The 18733-nt window shown below is 31.4% G+C and carries 18 protein-coding genes; 14 read left to right on the forward strand and 4 right to left on the reverse strand.

Annotated elements, in window-relative coordinates:
- The first annotated feature begins 62 nt into the window (after positions 1-62).
- The 9 genes from glpK to ACTTAU_RS03200 all read left to right on the forward strand — a co-directional run bounded on the left by glpK (position 63) and on the right by ACTTAU_RS03200 (position 9372).
- Positions 63-1547, forward strand: coding sequence for a glycerol kinase GlpK (gene glpK / locus ACTTAU_RS03160; RefSeq protein ID WP_438305623.1), 1485 nt, complete (start codon positions 63-65; stop codon positions 1545-1547).
- Positions 1548-1655: 108 nt separating this feature from the next.
- Complete coding sequence (locus ACTTAU_RS03165; RefSeq protein WP_438305621.1) at positions 1656-3374, forward strand: ABC transporter substrate-binding protein; 1719 nt, start codon at positions 1656-1658, stop codon at positions 3372-3374.
- 70 nt (positions 3375-3444) lie between these two features.
- Positions 3445-4509, forward strand: coding sequence for an ABC transporter ATP-binding protein (locus ACTTAU_RS03170; RefSeq protein WP_438305618.1), 1065 nt, complete (start codon positions 3445-3447; stop codon positions 4507-4509).
- Complete coding sequence (locus ACTTAU_RS03175; RefSeq protein WP_438305615.1) at positions 4502-5566, forward strand: ABC transporter ATP-binding protein; 1065 nt, start codon at positions 4502-4504, stop codon at positions 5564-5566. The genes ACTTAU_RS03170 and ACTTAU_RS03175 overlap by 8 nt, the downstream gene beginning before the upstream one ends.
- Positions 5566-6432, forward strand: a complete 867-nt coding sequence (locus ACTTAU_RS03180) for a carbohydrate ABC transporter permease (protein ID WP_438305613.1) — start codon at positions 5566-5568, stop codon at positions 6430-6432. The genes ACTTAU_RS03175 and ACTTAU_RS03180 overlap by 1 nt, the downstream gene beginning before the upstream one ends.
- Positions 6429-7229, forward strand: a complete 801-nt coding sequence (locus tag ACTTAU_RS03185; RefSeq protein WP_085114599.1) for a carbohydrate ABC transporter permease — start codon at positions 6429-6431, stop codon at positions 7227-7229. Before ACTTAU_RS03180 ends, ACTTAU_RS03185 begins: the two co-directional genes overlap by 4 nt.
- A gap of 86 nt (positions 7230-7315) precedes the next feature.
- Positions 7316-7582 (forward strand): DUF2160 domain-containing protein, encoded by a 267-nt coding sequence (locus tag ACTTAU_RS03190; protein WP_438306258.1) that lies wholly within the window; start codon positions 7316-7318, stop codon positions 7580-7582.
- Between the two features lie 3 nt (positions 7583-7585).
- Positions 7586-8614 (forward strand): 2-dehydropantoate 2-reductase N-terminal domain-containing protein, encoded by a 1029-nt coding sequence (locus tag ACTTAU_RS03195; protein ID WP_438305609.1) that lies wholly within the window; start codon positions 7586-7588, stop codon positions 8612-8614.
- Positions 8614-9372, forward strand: a complete 759-nt coding sequence (locus ACTTAU_RS03200) for a glutamine amidotransferase-related protein (protein ID WP_438305607.1) — start codon at positions 8614-8616, stop codon at positions 9370-9372. The genes ACTTAU_RS03195 and ACTTAU_RS03200 overlap by 1 nt, the downstream gene beginning before the upstream one ends.
- 8 nt (positions 9373-9380) lie before the next feature.
- On the opposite strand, the gene ACTTAU_RS03205 is transcribed toward ACTTAU_RS03200, so the two are convergent.
- Positions 9381-11066 carry a formate--tetrahydrofolate ligase gene (locus ACTTAU_RS03205; protein WP_438305604.1) on the reverse strand — a complete coding sequence of 562 codons (1686 nt, stop codon included), beginning with the start codon at positions 11064-11066 and terminating at the stop codon, positions 9381-9383.
- A 117-nt stretch (positions 11067-11183) separates the two neighbouring features.
- On the opposite strand from ACTTAU_RS03205, the gene ACTTAU_RS03210 reads away from it, so the two are divergent.
- Genes ACTTAU_RS03210 through ACTTAU_RS03225 form a run of 4 tightly spaced genes read left to right on the forward strand, consistent with a single transcriptional unit; the run spans position 11184 to position 16284 of the window.
- Positions 11184-12440 (forward strand): sarcosine oxidase subunit beta family protein, encoded by a 1257-nt coding sequence (locus ACTTAU_RS03210; protein WP_438305601.1) that lies wholly within the window; start codon positions 11184-11186, stop codon positions 12438-12440.
- Positions 12441-12707: a sarcosine oxidase subunit delta gene (locus ACTTAU_RS03215; protein WP_438305598.1), complete on the forward strand. Its 267-nt coding sequence runs from the start codon at positions 12441-12443 to the stop codon at positions 12705-12707. It abuts the gene before it with no gap.
- Positions 12707-15703, forward strand: a complete 2997-nt coding sequence (locus tag ACTTAU_RS03220; protein WP_438305596.1) for a sarcosine oxidase subunit alpha family protein — start codon at positions 12707-12709, stop codon at positions 15701-15703. The genes ACTTAU_RS03215 and ACTTAU_RS03220 overlap by 1 nt, the downstream gene beginning before the upstream one ends.
- Positions 15700-16284, forward strand: a complete 585-nt coding sequence (locus ACTTAU_RS03225) for a sarcosine oxidase subunit gamma family protein (RefSeq protein WP_438305594.1) — start codon at positions 15700-15702, stop codon at positions 16282-16284. Before ACTTAU_RS03220 ends, ACTTAU_RS03225 begins: the two co-directional genes overlap by 4 nt.
- Here ACTTAU_RS03225 and ACTTAU_RS03230 read toward each other — a convergent pair.
- Positions 16281-17135: a DMT family transporter gene (locus ACTTAU_RS03230; protein WP_438305593.1), complete on the reverse strand. Its 855-nt coding sequence runs from the start codon at positions 17133-17135 to the stop codon at positions 16281-16283. The two genes, ACTTAU_RS03225 and ACTTAU_RS03230, sit on opposite strands and share 4 nt — an antisense overlap.
- A gap of 92 nt (positions 17136-17227) precedes the next feature.
- On the opposite strand from ACTTAU_RS03230, the gene ACTTAU_RS03235 reads away from it, so the two are divergent.
- On the forward strand, positions 17228-17542 hold the full coding sequence (locus ACTTAU_RS03235; protein WP_438305590.1) for a hypothetical protein: 315 nt from the start codon (positions 17228-17230) through the stop codon (positions 17540-17542).
- Here ACTTAU_RS03235 and ACTTAU_RS03240 read toward each other — a convergent pair.
- Both ACTTAU_RS03240 and ACTTAU_RS03245 read right to left on the reverse strand, forming a co-directional pair.
- Positions 17532-17969, reverse strand: a complete 438-nt coding sequence (locus ACTTAU_RS03240; RefSeq protein ID WP_438305588.1) for a hypothetical protein — start codon at positions 17967-17969, stop codon at positions 17532-17534. The two genes, ACTTAU_RS03235 and ACTTAU_RS03240, sit on opposite strands and share 11 nt — an antisense overlap.
- Positions 17950-18717: an aspartate/glutamate racemase family protein gene (locus ACTTAU_RS03245; RefSeq protein WP_438305586.1), complete on the reverse strand. Its 768-nt coding sequence runs from the start codon at positions 18715-18717 to the stop codon at positions 17950-17952. Before ACTTAU_RS03245 ends, ACTTAU_RS03240 begins: the two co-directional genes overlap by 20 nt.
- Between the last annotated feature and the right edge of the window lie 16 nt (positions 18718-18733).

An 18733-nucleotide genomic window follows, 5' to 3' on the forward strand; every position in this document is an offset into this window, starting at 1 on the left:
GAATGTTGATAAATTTGTTAAATTTATTTTCAATTTGTAAATATTTTAGTTAGAATTACTTGATGCCAAAACACAAGTTTATTATTTCAATTGATCAAGGCACTACATCCAGTAGAGCAATTCTTTTTGACCTTAAAGGTAGACCAAAATTTATATCTCAAATGGAGTTTAAACAATATTTTCCAAAAGATGGTTGGGTAGAGCATGATCCAGAGGAGATTTGGTCTTCAACTAAAAAAGTTCTTAAAGATGTTATTGCAAAAAGCAAAAAACTTAATGGAAAAGTTTTGACGATTGGAATTACCAATCAAAGAGAAACAACTATCCTTTGGGACAAACATACTGGCAAAGCAGTTTATAATGCTATTGTTTGGCAAGATAGAAGATCTTCAGAATACTGCAAAAAATTAATCAAACAAAAAAAAGAAACTATTATTTATAATAAAACTGGTTTGTTGATAGATGCTTATTTTTCAGCAACAAAAATAAAATGGATAATTGATAATGTGCCAAAAGCTAGAGATTTAATAAAAAAGAAAAGATTATTATTTGGAACGGTAGATAGTTTTCTTTTATGGAGATTAACTAACGGTGCAGATCATGCTACCGATGCCACAAATGCAAGTAGAACAATGTTATTCAATATTTCTACAAATGAGTGGGATGATCAAATATTGAAAATTTTAAAAATACCTAGAGAAATATTACCCGTAGTTAAAGATTGTTCAGCTGATTTTGGTCATACAGATCCCAGTCTTACTGGTGTATCTTATCCAATTACAGGAATAGTAGGGGATCAACAATCCGCAAGTATTGGGCAATGTTGTTTTGAAACTGGATCACTTAAGAGCACTTATGGAACTGGTGCTTTTGTTCTTTTAAATACGGGAAGAAAAAAAGTTTACTCTAAGAATAGATTGCTAACTACAATCGGTTATAGAATTAAAGGCCAGACTACATATGCATTAGAAGGATCTATTTTTATAGCTGGTGCAGGAGTGCAATGGTTAAGAGATAAAATAAAATTTATCAAAAAAGCATCAGATACAGAAAAAATTATTAAATCACTGAAATCAAATAATGGAATTTATTTAGTCCCAGCTTTCACAGGATTAGGAGCACCTTATTGGGCAGTAAATGCGCGAGGAATACTTTCTGGTCTAACAAGAAATACTGGGCCAAAGGAAATTGTAAGAGCTACTGTGGAGTCGGTTGCTTATCAAACACATGATTTATTTGAAGCTATGAAAAATGATGGATTAAAACCAAAGATAATAAAAGTAGATGGTGGGATGGTAAAAAATAATTGGTTTTCACAATTTTTATCTGATGTCGTTGATATTAAAGTATTGAGACCAAAAGTGGATGAAACTACTGCTTTAGGTGCGGCATTTATGGCAGGACTACAAATTGGAGTTTATAAATCTCTTGAAGATATATCTAATAATTGGAAGGTCGATAGAAGTTTTATTCCGAAAATGAAATCAAATGAAAGAAAAAAACTTATTAATGGTTGGGATAAAGCAATTAAAAAAACATTATCATAGATATTCAATTTTTAATTGAAATTAATAAGTGCGAATTTTTTTTTGACTTCCATACTTTGATTTAGTTTACTTTAATTATCTAAATAAAATAACATAACGGGAGAAATAATGATTAAGACATTAAAAACTGTTCTTGCTGTTGCTGTTACATTTTCAATCGTAACTATTTCTGGTGCATCTGCAAATGCAATCAAGAAATGGTCTGATGGTGAGTTTAGTCTTTCAGCTTTATCTGCTAAAGAAAGAGAGAAAGAGCTAAAGTGGTTTCAAGATGCTGCAAAGCCATTCAAAGGAATGACTTTAAAAGTAGTATCTGAGGGGATACCAACTCACGTGTATGAGTCTAAGACTCTTACAAAAGCGTTTGAAGAAATAACAGGCATCAAAGTACAACACCAAATCATCGGAGAAGGTGATGTAGTAATGGCCGTTCAAACACAAATGCAAACTAACGTAAGTATTTACGATGCATATGTTAATGACTCAGACTTAATTGGTACGCACGCTCGTATGCAACAAGCTGTAAATTTAACGGAGTGGATGAAAGGTGAAGGTAAAGCTGTTACTAATCCATATTTGGATTTAGATGACTTCATAGGACTTCAATTTACTACAGGTCCTGATGGAAACCTTTATCAACTACCAGACCAACAATTTGCTAACCTTTATTGGTTCAGAAAAGATTGGTTTGATAGACCTGAAATTAAAAAACAATTTAAAGCAAAATATGGTTATGAATTAGGTGTACCAGTAAACTGGTCTGCTTATGAAGACATCGCTAAGTTCTTTTCAGAAGATGTTAAGACGATAGATGGTGTTAATATTTATGGTCATATGGACTACGGTAAAAGAGCTCCTGACTTAGGTTGGAGAATGACTGATGCATGGTTATCAATGGCTGGTGCAGGAAGTAAAGGTCTACCTAATGGAGTGCCTGTAGATGAGTGGGGAATTAGAATGGAGCCAGGTTCTTGTAACCCAGTTGGTGCTAACGTATCAAGAGGTGGGGCTACTAATGGTCCTGCTGCAGTATATGCAATTAGAAAATGGGATGAATGGTTAAGAGCTTATGCGCCTCCAGGTGCAGCAGCTATGGACTTTTATCAGTCTTTACCATCTCTTTCTTCAGGAAATGTTGCTCAGCAAATTTTCTGGTACACAGCTTTCACAGCATCTTTAGTAGGAAAAGATCCTAACAATAAAGTAGTTGATGAAAACGGTATGCCTTTATGGAGAATGGGCCCATCACCTAAAGGACCTTATTGGGAAGAAGGTATGAAGCTTGGATATCAAGACGTTGGATCATGGACTTTATTTAAGTCTACTGATGTTGAGAGAAGAAAAGCTGCATGGTTATACGCTCAATTTGCAGTTTCAAAAACTGTATCTCTTAAAAAAGCTGATGTTGGTTTAACTTTCGTTAGAAAAAGTACTGTTAACCATGATCACTTCACTAAAAGAGCGCCTGAGCTAGGTGGACTTGTTGAGTTCTATAGATCAGACAACAGAAATGTGTGGTCTCCAACAGGTATCAATGTTCCAGACTATCCGAAGCTAGCACAATTATGGTGGCAGCACATTGGAGAAGTTAACTCTGGTACATTTACACCACAAGAAACTATGGATCGTCTTGCAGATGAGATGGACTTAGTTATGTCTCGTATGGAAGCTGCTGATAAAGCTAGTAACGCATACGGTGGATGTGGGCCAAGACTTAACAAACCAAGAGAAGCTTCTTATTGGTTAAATCAGCCTGGTTCGCCAAAAGCTAAAGTTAATGAGAAACCTCAAGGTAAAACCATAGCATATAAAGACGCTTGGAAATAATCTTGGGTTAATCTAAATTTAAAAAGGGGCATTTATTGCCCCTTTTTTTTAAAACAAATTACAAAAATATATGAGCCTAGAATTAAAGAATGTTGAAAAAAAAGTAGGAATAGAAACTCATATATATTCAACTAATTTAAAATTAGAAAAAAACACTATTAATGTTCTGTTGGGTTCTACACTGTCGGGCAAAACAACTCTTATGCAAATTATGGCTGGTCTTGACAAGCCTACATCAGGTGAAATTTGGTTTAATGATGAAAATGTTACTGGCAAAGAAGTTCAAAAAAGGAATTGCTCTATGGTTTACCAACAATTTATTAATTATCCTAATTTTACAGTTTTTGAAAATATCGCTTCTCCATTAAAAATTATTGGAGTGAAACCTGATGAAATTAAACAAAGAGTAGGGAAAGTTGCTGAACTTTTAAAATTATCAGCTATGCTAAATAAAAAACCTGATGAATTATCTGGAGGACAACAACAAAGGACCGCTTTAGCGAGAGCATTAGTAAAAGACTCAGATTTAATATTGCTAGATGAACCATTAGCTAATTTAGATTTTAAACTTCGTGAAGAATTAAGAGAGGAATTGCCTAAACTTTTTGAAGATCGAGATTGTGTTGTTGTATATGCAACAACAGAACCTTTAGATGCATTAATGATAGGCGGAAACACAGCAACTTTATTAGAAGGAAATGTTATTCAATATGGAAAAACTTTAGATGTTTACAAGAAACCTGAAAATTTAACTTCAGCTAAAGTATTTAGCGACCCCCCAATAAATGTTGCAGAAGTGAGCAAAAGTGGAGAAATTTTCAAGTTAAAAGACAATAACGTTCAATGGAAATCAAATATAAAGATCAAAGATGGGGATTATAAAATAGGTATCAGACCTCATAATATTACAACAAATAAAGAGGGAAATAATTCAGTTGAAATTGATGGAAAAGTTTTGATTTCAGAAATAAGTGGTTCTGAAAGTTTAATTCATTTCACCACCGGTAAACTTAATTGGGTTTCTTTATCAAACGGCATACAGCAAAAAAATATTGGTGAGAATACAAAGTTATTTATGAATGTGAATGAATTTTTATATTTTGACTCTAATAATAGATTGGTAACCAATGGCTAAAATTACTTTAAAAGATTTAAGTCATAGCTATTTAAAACAACCCAATGATGACTCAGACTGGGCATTAAAAGGGGTTAATATTGATTGGAAAGATGGTGGTGCTTATGCCTTATTAGGTCCCTCTGGTTGCGGAAAGACAACTTTATTAAATATTATTTCAGGTTTGTTAAAACCAACTAAAGGTGAAATTTTATTTGATAATAAAGATGTAACATCTTTAAACCCAGTTGAAAGGGATATTGCTCAAATTTTTCAGTTTCCAGTAATATACGATACAATGACTGTGTATGACAATTTAGCTTTTCCACTTAAAAATAGAGGTCTTTCTAAAACTGAAATTGATACAAAAGTAAAAGAAATTGCAGAGATGTTAGAGCTTACATCAACTCTGAACAATAAAGCTGCTGGATTAACTGCAGATGGAAAGCAAAAAATTTCTTTAGGAAGAGGATTAGTAAGATCAGACGTAAATGTAATTATGTTTGATGAGCCTTTAACTGTTATTGATCCTCATTTGAAATGGGTATTAAGATCAAAATTAAAAGAGTTACACCAAAAAATTAATCGGACTATGATCTACGTTACTCACGATCAAATTGAAGCATTAACTTTTGCAGATCAAGTTGTGGTAATGCATGAGGGGCAAATTGTTCAAACAGGCACCCCAGTGGAACTATTTGAAAAACCAAAACACACTTTTGTTGGACATTTTATCGGCTCACCTGGTATGAATATACTTCCTTGTGAAATTAAAAATGGTCAAATTAATTTTGAGGGCAAATTGTTACACAATAATATCAGCATTGAAAAAACAAATTTTAGTAAAACAGAAGTAGGTATAAGACCTGAATTTATAAAATTTTCTAATGAGGGCATAAAAGTAAAAATTAAAAGAGTTAGTGATACAGGCAGACATAAAGTAATTGATACTGAATGTGATAGTGGAAGTATTAAGATTTTAGCTAATGCTTCAGATGAAATACCAAGCGACAGCGCACATATAACATTTGATCAAAAATATACTTATGCATATGGAGATAATTGGATAATTGAATAATGAATAAAACATTTAATCAAAAAGCCTGGTTCTTTGTTATCCCTGTATTTGTACTTGTTGCATTTAATGCAGTCGTTCCTTTAATGACAGTTGTTAATTATTCTTTTCAAGAAACTTTTGGAAGCAATGTATTTGCATGGGAAGGAACAAGGTGGTTTAAACAAGTTTTAAATTCTGAAAGATTTCATGATTCACTAGGAAGACAATTTATATTTACTTTTATTATCCTTCTAATTCAGTTGCCTCTTGGTGTGGCAATTGCTTTGACTATGCCAAAAAAAGGCTGGGGGGTGCCTGTTTGTTTAATTTTAATGTCAATGCCGTTATTGATACCTTGGAACGTTGTAGGAGCTATGTGGAATATATTTGCTCTTCCAGATATAGGTTTTCTTGGAAATTCTTTAAATTCACTTGGTTTCGATTACAATTTTACTCAGCAGAGTGGGGATGCTTGGTTTACAACTATTCTTATGGATGTTTGGCATTGGACTTCCCTGGTTGTTCTTTTATCGTACGCAGGTTTAAACTCAATTCAGCCTGCCTATTATCAGGCAGCAGAGATAGACGGTGCTAGTAGATGGGATATTTTTAGATACATCGAACTACCTAAAATGAAAAAAGTATTAACCTTAGCGATACTTTTAAGATTTATGGATAGCTTTATGATCTATACCGAACCTTTTGTTTTAACAGGAGGAGGCCCAGGTAATGCTACGAATTTCTTGTCATTGGATTTAGTAAAAATGGCTTTGGGCCAATTTGATCTTGGACCTGCAGCTGCTATGTCATTAATCTATTTTTTAATTGTGCTTTTAATATGTTGGGTTTTTTATAGCATAATGATGAAAGATGAGGGCACGAGATGAAAAAAATTAAATGGGTAGTGCCCACATTTTATATAATTTTTTTGATGTTACCTATTTATTGGTTGTTGAATATGTCATTCAAATCAACGACTGAAATTATAAATGTTTATTCATTGTGGCCTCAAGATTTTACTTTAGAAAATTATAAAACAATATTTACAGATAGTACTTGGTATATGGGCTATGTTAATTCCATTATGTATACAGTGTTTAATACGTTAATCTCTGTATCTGCAGCACTCCCAGCAGCTTATGCTTTTTCAAGATATAAATTTTTAGGTGATAAACATTTATTTTTTTGGCTTTTGACAAATAGAATGGCTCCACCAGCTGTATTTGCTTTACCATTCTTTCAATTTTATTCATCGGTAAATTTATTTGATACTCATATAGCTATAGCGTTATCTCATTGTCTTTTTAATATTCCTCTTGCCGTTTGGATATTAGAAGGATTTATGTCTGCAGTTCCTAAAGAATTAGATGAAACTGCATATGTTGATGGTTATTCTTTTCCTAAATTTTTCTTTAAAATTTTTATACCTACAATAGCTGCCGGAATAGGTATTACGATGTTTTTTTGTTTTATGTTTTCTTGGGTTGAATTATTGTTAGCTAAAACTCTTACGGCCACAATGGCCAAACCTATTGCTGCTATAATGACCAGGACCTCAAGTACTTCAGGCTATGAACTTGGTTTACTTGCAGCAGCTGGAAGCTTAACTATAATTCCAGGCGCTGTAGTAATTTACTTTGTAAGAAATTATATTGCTAAAGGATTTGCAATGGGGAGAGTATGATTTTTACAAATCTATATGCATCTAGTTGGTCTACAGTCGGTCAACCTAAAGAAAAAGGCCTTTTTGATTTTGACTTTATAACTTGGATGGCCTGGACTTGGCCTACAGCTAGTTTTTTTATTTTTATAGCTTTATGTATTACGGCTATGTATTTTTGGGAAAAAAAAGATCCAGGTGGAAACCCTAGAAAAGGAATATTAACATTAAATACTACAAGAGGAGATAGATTATTTATTTCTCTTCTTAGTGCAGCATTTATTCATTTAGCTTGGTTAGGCCTTACTGATTTTAATCTATGGATTGCTACAGTTTTGTCATCAATGTTTGCAATTTTTGTGTTTAAGTATGTGTAGTTTATGAGCAAAATTGTAATAATTGGAGCTGGTGCTATGGGTTCTGCTTTTGCAGTGCCGTGTGCAGATAATTCAAACGAAGTTTATTTGGTTGGTTCATTTTTAGAAGATAAAGTAATTGAAGAAATTAATATAAAAAATAATTTTCATCCAATATTAAAATCTCAACTTCCATCATCTATTAAAGTAATAAAGTTTTCAGAGTTTAATGATGAATTAAAAAAAGATATTGATTTGCTAGTAGTTGGAGTAAGTTCCAAAGGTATAGAGTGGATAGGAGAGGAGTTATCAAAATTTTATAAAGAAACAACCAACATACTTTTATTAACCAAAGGATTAGCTGTAATAAATAATAATTTTGAAACTTTAGCAGAAAAGTTAAATAAAATCTTAAAGGAAAAAAATATAAAAAAAGCAAAAATTTCTGCAGTTGGAGGACCATGTTTAGCAAATGGTTTGGCAAATAGAATTAATAGTAGTGTGGTTTTAGCAAATGAAGATATAGAAATTGTTAAAAAAATAGGATCTATAATCTCAACAAAATACTATTCAACAGAATATTCAGATGATTTAATTGGAGTTGAAGTTTGTGCTGCAACAAAAAATATTTATTCAATGCTAATTGGTGCATCAGAAGGCTTGAGTAGCGAAGAGCAAAGTGACGATATTAAAAAAAAATATTATTTAAATACAGCAGCGTCCTTAGTCTACAAGGCAGTTTCTGAAATGAAAAATTTGACAAAAAAACTTAATGGTAAGCCAGAAACAGCTTATGGTTTAGCTGGATTGGGAGATCTTCATGTGAGTTCTGCTGGAGGTCGTAATAGTAAGATGGGTTTTTATTTAGGACAGGGTCACACATTTAGTGATGCTAAAGAGAATTATATGAAAGAAGTAACTGTTGAGGGAGCAGATTTAGCATTTGCTATTGGTCCTAAAATTATAAAAGAATTTGATAAAAAAGAATTTCCATTACTAATTGGCATGATTGAGTGTATTTGTGAAAATAAGAAATTAAAAATTGTTTGGTAGTGAAAAAAATTCTTGTTGTAGAGGGAAATACAAAAGAAAATAATTTAGAATTAATATCGAATAATATTGAAACTCATACACAAAGTATTCACAATTCTTTAAAAAAATTAAACTCAAATTTAGAATTAGATCAATTTGATCCATCTATAAAAGATAATTCAAATAAATTAGATTTAGATAAATATGATGGTTTAATTTGGAGTGGTGGTAATGGGCATATCTATGAAAATGACTATGAAACTAAATTACAAGTGGAATTTATGAAATCTTGTTTTAAAAAAGTAGATAAAATATTTGCAATTTGTTGGGGCATGCAAGTTGCTGTTAAAGCAGCAGAAGGAGATGTAAGAAAATCAATTAAAGGACCAAATATAGGAGTAAGCCTTCAAATTGAATTAACAGACGAAGGTAAAGTTCATCCTATGTATAAAGAAAAAAAGAATAATTTTAATTCTCCAGCTTTTAATTTTGATGAAGTTTCAAAGTTACCTCATAATACGAATTGCTTATCTTTTAACAATATAAACAAATTTCAATCCATAAGTTTCAAGTTTGATAAATCTGAAGTTTGGGCAGTTCAGTATCACCCAGAATTTGATTATGATAAGATGATCGATTTAGCTACTTTAAAAAAAAATGAACTGTTTGATAATGATTTAAAATTTAACAATCATGTTAAACTTCTAGAGGAAGAAAAAAAATCAAGTTCAGACAATGTTAGAATGAAAGAGTTACAAAATTGGATAAATTTTATTTAATAAATTTATTAAAATAAACCTTCAATATCACCTTTATCATTTAGTTTAATAGAGTCTGCGGCAGGTACCCTTGGTAAGCCTGGCATCGTCATTATTTCTCCACAAACTACAACGATAAATTCAGCCCCTGAAGATAATCTGACTTCTCTTACTGGTAATACGTGACCTGTGGGAGCACCTTTAAGATTTGGGTCAGTTGAAAAACTATATTGAGTTTTAGCAATGCAAACTGGAAGTTTACCGTAACCTTTTTCTTCAAAATCCTTTAGTTGCTGCCTTACTTTGGTGTCAGCAACAACTTCACTTGCATGGTAAATCTCTTGTGCAATTTTTTCTATTTTTTTAAATAATGATAAGCTCTCCTCATATAAATATTTAAATGTATTTTTTTTATCTTCACAAATTTCAGCAACGTTCTGTGCTAATTCTTTAGTTCCTTCACCACCATCAGACCAGTGAGTGCATTTAGATGCTTTAACTCCTTGAGTTTTACAGAAATCAAGCAATGTATTCATTTCTTCATCAGTATCTGTTATAAAGTGGTTAACTGCGATTGTTACCGGAAGACCAAATTTTCTAATATTATTTATGTGTCTTTCTAAATTCACTAACCCTCTTTTTAAAGCTTCAACATTTTCAATTTTTAAATCATCTTTATTTACACCACCATGCATTTTCAAAGCTCTAATAGTTGCTACAATCACTACACAATCAGGTTTAAGTCCTGATTTTCTACATTTTATATCTAAAAATTTTTCAGCTCCAAGGTCTGCACCAAAACCAGCTTCTGTAACCACGTAATCTGCAAGTTTTAAACTTGCTTTAGTTGCTATTACTGAATTACATCCATGAGCGATATTTGCAAAAGGTCCACCATGAATAATTGCAGGGTTATTCTCTAAAGTTTGTGTCACATTAGGTCTTATCGCATCTTTAAGTAACACAGTCATTGGTCCTTGAGCTTTTAAATCTTTTGCATAAATTGGTTTTTTATCTCTTGTGTATGCAATTGTAATATTCCCAATTCTATTTTCTAAATCTGTCAAATCAGTAGCTAAGCAAAAGATTGCCATAATTTCAGATGCTACAGTAATATCAAAGCCATCTTGTCTAGGATAACCGTTTGCTACACCTCCAAGATCAACGATGATTGATCTTAAAGATCTATCGTTCATATCCATGACTCTTTTCCAAACTACTCGTCTAACATCAATATTTAAATCATTTCCCCAGTAAATATGATTGTCAATTAAAGCTGACAATAAATTGTGTGCTGATGTGATTGCATGAAAGTCCCCTGTAAAATGCAAATTTATTTGTTCCATTGGAACAACTTGAGCATAACCACCTCCAGCAGCCCCACCTTTCATTCCAAAAGATGGACCAAGACTTGGCTCTCTAAGACAAACTATAGATTTTTTTCCAATTTTATTTAAACCATCATTTAAACCTACAGAGGTAGTTGTTTTTCCTTCACCTGCAGGTGTGGGAGTGATTGCAGTAACTAAAATTAATTTTCCATCTTGTTTATCTTTTAGAGTTTCTATGTACTCTAAATTAATCTTAGCAATATGACGACCCATTGGACTAAATGCAAAACTCTCATCAGGAACATTCACTTTTTCAAGAATTTCCTTAATAGGTTGCATTTTAGCTTCTCTAGCTATTTGAATATCTGATTTAACTTCGTTCATTTTAATTTCTTTATAAATTTACCAACACTTATCTCTTTTTTATAAAATGTAAAACTTATAAAAATTAGATATAAAATTGATAAAGACTATTTCATTTCCTTAAGATAATGTTTTGATGTGAATAAGTATTCAATTTTTAGTATTATCAAAAACGCATTTTCAGGTCACCAAAATTGGGATTTAGCATGGAAAGATCCATCTCCAAAAAAAGAATATGATGTAGTGATAATTGGTGGAGGTGGTCATGGTCTCGCCACAGCTTATTATTTAGCAAAAGAACATCAAATTACAAATGTTGCTATTATTGAAAAGGGTTGGATTGGAGGAGGAAATATTGGTCGAAACACTACAATTATAAGATCAAACTTTTTGTATGATGAAAATGCAAAGTTTAATGAATTTGGAATGAACTTATGGAGAAACATGTCTCAAGAACTAAATTTTAATGTAATGTTTTCTCCAAGGGGAATAGTTAATCTTGCACACTCAGACGCTCAAATGAATACTTATGCCCGTAGAGGAAATTCAATGAGATTAAATGGTATTGATGCAGTGTTGCTTAATCGAGATGAGATTAAAAAAATGATACCAATGGCAGATTTTTCAGAAGATGTAAGGTATCCAATTTTTGGTGGTTTAGCACAACCAAGTGCAGGCACAGCTAGACATGATGCTGTTGCTTGGGGTTACGCACGTCAAGCAGACTCAATGGGTGTTGATATTATTCAGAACTGTGAAGTAACAGGATTTGATGTTAGTGGTGGTAAAATTATAGGTTTAAGAACTTCAAGAGGAAATATCAAAACTAAAAAAATTGGTCTTTGTGTTGCAGGAAGTACAAACGTTCTTGCTGAGAAATTAAATATTACTTTACCAATTGAAACACATTTACTTCAAGCATGTGTTTCTGAACCTGTAAAACCGATATTAGATGGTGTTGTTACATTTGGTGCTGGTCATTTTTATATTAGTCAATCTGATAAAGGTGAAATGGTTATGGGTGGAGATTTAGATGGATATAATAGTTATGCCCAAAAAGGAAATCTCCCAACTATTCAACATGTATTAGCTAGTGGAGTAGCGTTATTTCCATTTTTAAGCAGACTAAAAATGTTAAGAACTTGGGGCGGCATCATGGACATGTCGATGGATGGTTCTCCAATTATAGATAAAACACATATTGAAGGTTTATATTTAAATTGTGGTTGGTGTTATGGTGGATTTAAATCAGTGCCTTCATCTGGGTGGACTTTTGCACATACAATTGCACAGGATAGAGTGCATGAACTTAATTCAGGATTTAGCCTTAGTAGATTTTCAACAGGATATTTATTAGATGAAAAAGGTCTTGGAACAAAAACTTGGATTTCATAAATGTTAAATATCAAATGTCCATATTGTGGTAATCGAGCTCAAAAAGAATTTGCTTATGGTGGAGATGGAACAGTTAAAAGACCAGAACTAAATAAATCAGTAACTGATCAAGAATGGAATGCATTTGTTTATGAAAGAAAAAGTCCAAGAGGAAAACACGTAGAATTATGGCATCATATTTCAGGATGCAGACAATGGTTTAGAGCACAAAGGGATACTGTTACCCATGAAATTTTTGAAACTGTAAAATTAGATGAAGAAATTTGATGTCTCAGCAATTTAGATTAGAGAGAGAAGGGTTAATTAATAGAGAAAAAAAGATTAGCTTCAATTTTAATGGAACGGAATTTTTTGGTTATGAAGGAGACACTTTAGCTTCAGCCCTACTTGCAAATGGCATTCATTTAGTCGGAAGAAGTTTTAAGTATCATAGACCAAGAGGTTTTTTTGGGGCAGGAGTAGATGAACCAAATGCCAAATTACAGGTCACTATTAATGGATATTCTGAGCCAAATGTAAACGCCACCGAAATCGAACTTGTGGAAGGTTTGTCCGCCACTAGCCAAAATTGTTGGCCTTCTGTTAAATTTGATATTGGAGCTATAAATAATTTCTTAAGTAAATTTTTTCCAGCTGGATTTTATTACAAAACTTTTATGTGGCCTAAAAGCTTTTGGTATAAGATTTATGAACCATTCATTAGAAAAGCAGCAGGCTTAGGGATTGCTTCTACATCAAAAGATAATGAAAGATATGATCATAAATATGAATATTGTGATTTATTAGTAGCCGGATCTGGCCCAGCAGGATTAGCAAGTGCGTATGCTGCTGCTAAGAATGGTGCAAAAGTTATATTGGCTGAAGACAAACCTAGATTTGGAGGATCTTTATTAATTGATGATGTAACAATAGATAATCTATCTGGAAAAGATTGGGCTGAAAAAATTATTTCTGAATTAAAAGAAATGCCAAATGTGATTGTAAAAAATAGATCACAAGTTTTTGGTTATTATGATCATAACATGACTGTAATGTCAGAAAAAGTTGGAGATCATTTAAAAAAAAAAGATAAATATACACCCCGCCAAAGACTTTGGTACATAAGAGCTAAACAAGTTTTTTTAGCAACAGGTTCAATAGAAAGACCAATTGTTTTTGGAAATAACGATACTCCGGGAGTTTTTTTATCAGCAGCAGCAAAAGAATATATTAAAGTTTATGGAGTATTAATTGGAAAAAAACCAATTATATTTACAAATAACGATAGTGCCTATGAAACAGCTTTAGAATTCAAAAAACAAGGTATCAATCCCATTGTTTTAGATACGAGAAAAGATCAAAATTCAGAGCTTATTGAAGAAGCAAAAAATCAAAATATAGAAATTAGATTTTCTCATGCCGTTATTGCAGCCCATGGTTATACAAAAGTAAAATCAGTAACTTTTGGTAGATTAAATAAAGATAAAACTAATTTTGAAAATATAGAAAAATTAACTTGTGACTGTATATGTGTCTCTGGATTTTGGACACCAACAGTTCATCTTGCTTCACAATCTGGTAATAAATTGAAGTTTGATGAAAAAGTAGATGCATTTATTCCTGACAAAGCTAAACAAAATGAAAAATCTCTAGGTGCATCAAATGGCATATTCAATCTAAAAGAAACTTTACAAAAAAGTTTTGAAATAGGATCAGAGATTTCAAAATTAATAACTAAAAATAATGAAAGTGTTCTAATTCCAAAAGTTAATGAAAAAAAACAAAGCACCCATGATAAATTTTGGTGCTCACCGTTACCAAAGAATAAAGATTACAAAAGATTTGTAGATTTTCAAAACGATGTAGCTGTATCAGATATAGAGCTTGCTTTAAGAGAGGGCTATAGATCAATTGAGCATGTAAAGAGATACACTACACTTGGGATGGCAACTGACCAAGGTAGAACAAGTAATTTAAATGGGCTTCAATTGGTTGCAAATATTGAAAAAAAAATTGTCCCACAAGTTGGACACACTACTTTTAGACCACCATTTACACCTATAACAATAGGAACAATTGTTGGAAGAGAAGTTGGAAAAGAGTATATGCCAACAAGAAAAACACCAATGCATGAGTGGCATGAAAAAAATAATGCAGTATTTGTAGATGCAGGTGCTTGGAAAAGACCAAGATATTACAAACAGGGAAATGAGAATTTATTTGAGGCATCAAGAAGAGAAGCAAAAAATGTCAGAGATAATGTTGGTTTATGTGATGTAACTACTTTGGGTAAAATTGACATCAAAGGACCAGACTCTGCTGAATTTCTAAATAGAGTTTACACTAATTCATGGCTCAAATTGCCAATAGGTAAATCCAGATATGGGATAATGTTAAGAGAAGACGGAATTATTATGGATGATGGAACAACTACCAGGATTGGAGATAACCATTATCATATGACTACTACTACTGCACAAGCGGCTAATGTGCTATCTCACTTAGAATATTATCTTCAAGTAGTTTGGCCAGAGTTGAATGTAAATGTTTTGTCGACTACTGAACAATGGGCTGGAGTATCTCTTGCAGGACCAAAATCTCGAGACGTGTTGTCAAAATTATTTCCAGATCTCGATGTTAGTAATAAAAATTTACCTTTCATGGGATATGCTGAAGATAATTTATTTGGGGTTCCTGCAAGAATATTTAGAATTTCGTTCTCAGGAGAGCTTGCTTATGAAATAAATGTTAATTCAGATAGTGGGCTATTTATGTGGGAGAAAATTTTAGAAGTTGGAGAAGAATTTAATATTCAACCATATGGAACAGAAGCACTTTCAACTTTAAGAATTGAAATGGGACATGTGGCGGGGCCAGAAATTGATGGTCGAACAATTCCTTATGACCTAGCATTGGAAGGATTGATATCTGAGAAAAAAGATTTTATTGGGAAAAGTTCTCTTCAAAAACAAGCATTTAATATTAACGATAGACAGACGATTGTTGGTTTAGTTCCAATGGATAAAAAAACATCTATTCCAGAGGGTTCTCATTTGGTTAAAGATAAAGATGCAAAATTACCAAATCCCAAGTTAGGACATGTGTCATCATCATGCTGGAGTGTTGAAAATAATAATCCATTTTCTTTAGCAATTATTAAAGATGGAAGAAAATTAATCGGACAACAACTTTATGCAATTTCACCATTAAATAAAACTGCAGTTCAAGTAGAAGTTATATCATCACATTATGTAGATAAAGGGGGCGTGAGAGTACGATCATGACACAATTATCAGCATTAAAATCAATTCATCAAAAAGGGAAATTTGGCAATTATGAAAATAAAAATGAAAATAATTTATTAAAAATTTCTGAAATAAATAATTTAATTATTTTTCAAATAGTTCAATTTAAACATTCAATAATTGACAGTAATAATTTGATTATAGATAATTTAAATTTACCTAAACCTCTAAAGGTAACATCAAATGATACAACAAGGATACTCTGGATGGGTCCTAATAATTGGTTAATAGTTTCAACAAAATTAGATTTTCTTGATAGTGAGAGTGTAAAAATTGATAAAATGAATTTTGCATTAACTAATCTTTCTAATTCAAAAGCAATTATTGAGATAGAGGGTGATTTAACTAATGAAGTATTAAAAAAAGGTTGTCCTTTAAATATAGATGCTATGAAAAAGGATGATTGCTTGAATTCAATTTTCAATTCAATTTCAGTTACATTAGATATTATTTCAGATAATCCAAAAAAAGCTAGATTAATATGCTCAAGAAGTTATGGAGAGTCATTTTATCATTCAATTACTGATGCTAGCCTTGAATATGGCTACATAGCTATCTAGATTTTATTTCTTGTAGCAATATAAACTCCGACTGATGCTACAATAAATCCAAATATATCTAATGTGTTTAATTTTTCATTTAAAAAGACCCACGCCATTAAAGCTGAAGTTGGTGGTATAAGAAAAAATATAGAAACTGTTTTACTTGCTGAATTTTTCTTAATTAAATACATCAAAATTGTAAAAGCTCCAAAAGATACTAAAAAAATTTGATGACTCATTGCAATAATGAAAGTTTTTGTAAAATTGATATATGGATCAATAAAAAAAATAATAACCAATAAATGAAAAGAAAGTCCCCCAACTGCTTGATAGAAATTACTTACAGACAAAGGTAAATTATTACTCAATTTTTTTTGCCAAATAGTTGAAGTTGTGATTGCAATTAGAGAGATAACAGTTGCAATAAAACCAGTTAAAGGAATTCCATCACCGACATCAATTCCTAAAACCATTGCAGCACCAACGAAACCAAGCATCACACCCAACCACTGATTAAAGGAAACTTTTTCATCTAAAATTGGTCCACTCAAAGCATTTGTAAGTATTGGCTGAAGTGTAACAATTAAAGCAGCTATTGCAGTGGGCATACCTTGAGAAACCGCAAAAAAAACTCCTCCCAAATAAAGCCCATGGAATAAAACACCACTAAAAAATGATTCAAAAAAAAACTTTTTTTTAATTAAAATTTTATTTTTTGAAATAATTGAAAAAATAAAAAAACCAACAGCAACTATTGAAAATCTGAATGCTAGTGCTGAAAATGGGTCACTGTTATCTATTAATGGTTTTGTAGTAATAAAAGCGGACGACCAAAGAATTATAAAAATGAAAGGAAAAACTTTGATCATTGTGACTTATTAGCTTGGTTTTACTATTTAATTAAGCCTATTTTGAACAAATTAACTATTGAGCAAGCTCTGATAATTGTTAATATTTTAAAATGTTTAGTAAGTTTTTTAAAATACTAGCATTTCTTACATTATTCATTTTTACCACAGGATTTATTCCAATATTGTCTTTAATAGGGCCTGGAATGACAATTTTATCCTCTGGCAACATCTACAAAGCCGGTGCTCAATACATGATAGATCAGACTATGAAAAAAAAAACAGGTAAAAGTACATTAGAATACTTTACTAATGATATTCAAAATAAGAATAATGAAATTGATATTAATGAGGAATTGAGAAAATTAGTTGAAAGAAGGATTTTAGAAACTAGAGCCAAGCTAGATTTAACTAAATTTAATCAATAATTTTTAGAGTTATCAAATTTTCTTGTTTAGTTTCTTTACACCACAACTCATAACTTTCACACATTCTCCATAAAAAATTATAAGCTTTTTTTGATAATTCAATAAGTTGATTATTTTTTGTATCATATAGTTTGGGAATTTTAATCAATTCTTTCATCATAGCATCTCTTTGAATTTCTAGTAATTTTAAAGTTTCATCTGGTATTTTTTGATTAGTTTCTGGATCAATGTTCTTATTATCTCTAATCAGGTTTAACCATTCGTTATGAAAATCACCTGTACACAGTTTTTCATAATGATCAGTTTTAATAAAAGATTCAATCGCTTTTTCATTATCTAATTGATTTTCATCTTTAATTTTACAAACATTAAAGTAAATTTTTTCAGCAGCTTTAAGAACGTATGGTTTATTGATTTGTACTGACATTTTTTGATTTGTATTTTTTCATTGATGAAACTGCTAATATTAAATTTGGATCTAAAAATACCTTTGAAGTTTTTACATTTTTAAACGATTTAAATGCAAAAATTGCTATAGGTAGCTCTGTGCAACCTAAAATTATTTTTTTACATTTTTGTTTTACAAGATAATTGATTGCAGGTCTTATGGCTTTTTCAGCTAATTTAACATTTCCCATTTTAACAAATTTGATAGCTTTATTTACACAATTTTTTTGCAAATTATCTGTTGGAAATTCTAAATTGTAGTCTTTATCAAAAATTTTGTTGTAGACACCTGTTTTTAAAGTTCCCTCAGTAGCAAGCAAACCAATCTTTGAATTTTTTTTGCAGGTTCTTTTTGTTATCTTAAAAACCTCTTGGGGCATATTGATAATAGGTATATTAATTTTTCTCTTTAAATCATCATACCAATAGTGAGCCGTATTACAGGGTATAACAATAAACTTGCACTTGTTCTTTTGAAGAAGTTTACAGCCTTTTAATAAACTATTTAAAACTGCTTGATATTTTTTTTTATTTTTTTTGATTGGTTTTGAGTTTGATATATTACCGGTTTGAACACCTATCGACTCTGGTCTACCAGGTATATTAGATTTATTATATAATAGGAACAAGGGATATTCTTGGTCGATCTTTCCTCTGTTTAAAATTGCAAGCTTATTGCAAAAGTCTAAACCAGCCTGGGTGCCCATTCCTCCTAAAATTCCGATCATAATGAATAATATTAAA

Origin of the sequence: Candidatus Pelagibacter sp. HIMB1505 (genome assembly GCF_052047915.1) — a bacterium.
GTDB lineage: Bacteria > Pseudomonadota > Alphaproteobacteria > Pelagibacterales > Pelagibacteraceae > Pelagibacter > Pelagibacter communis_A.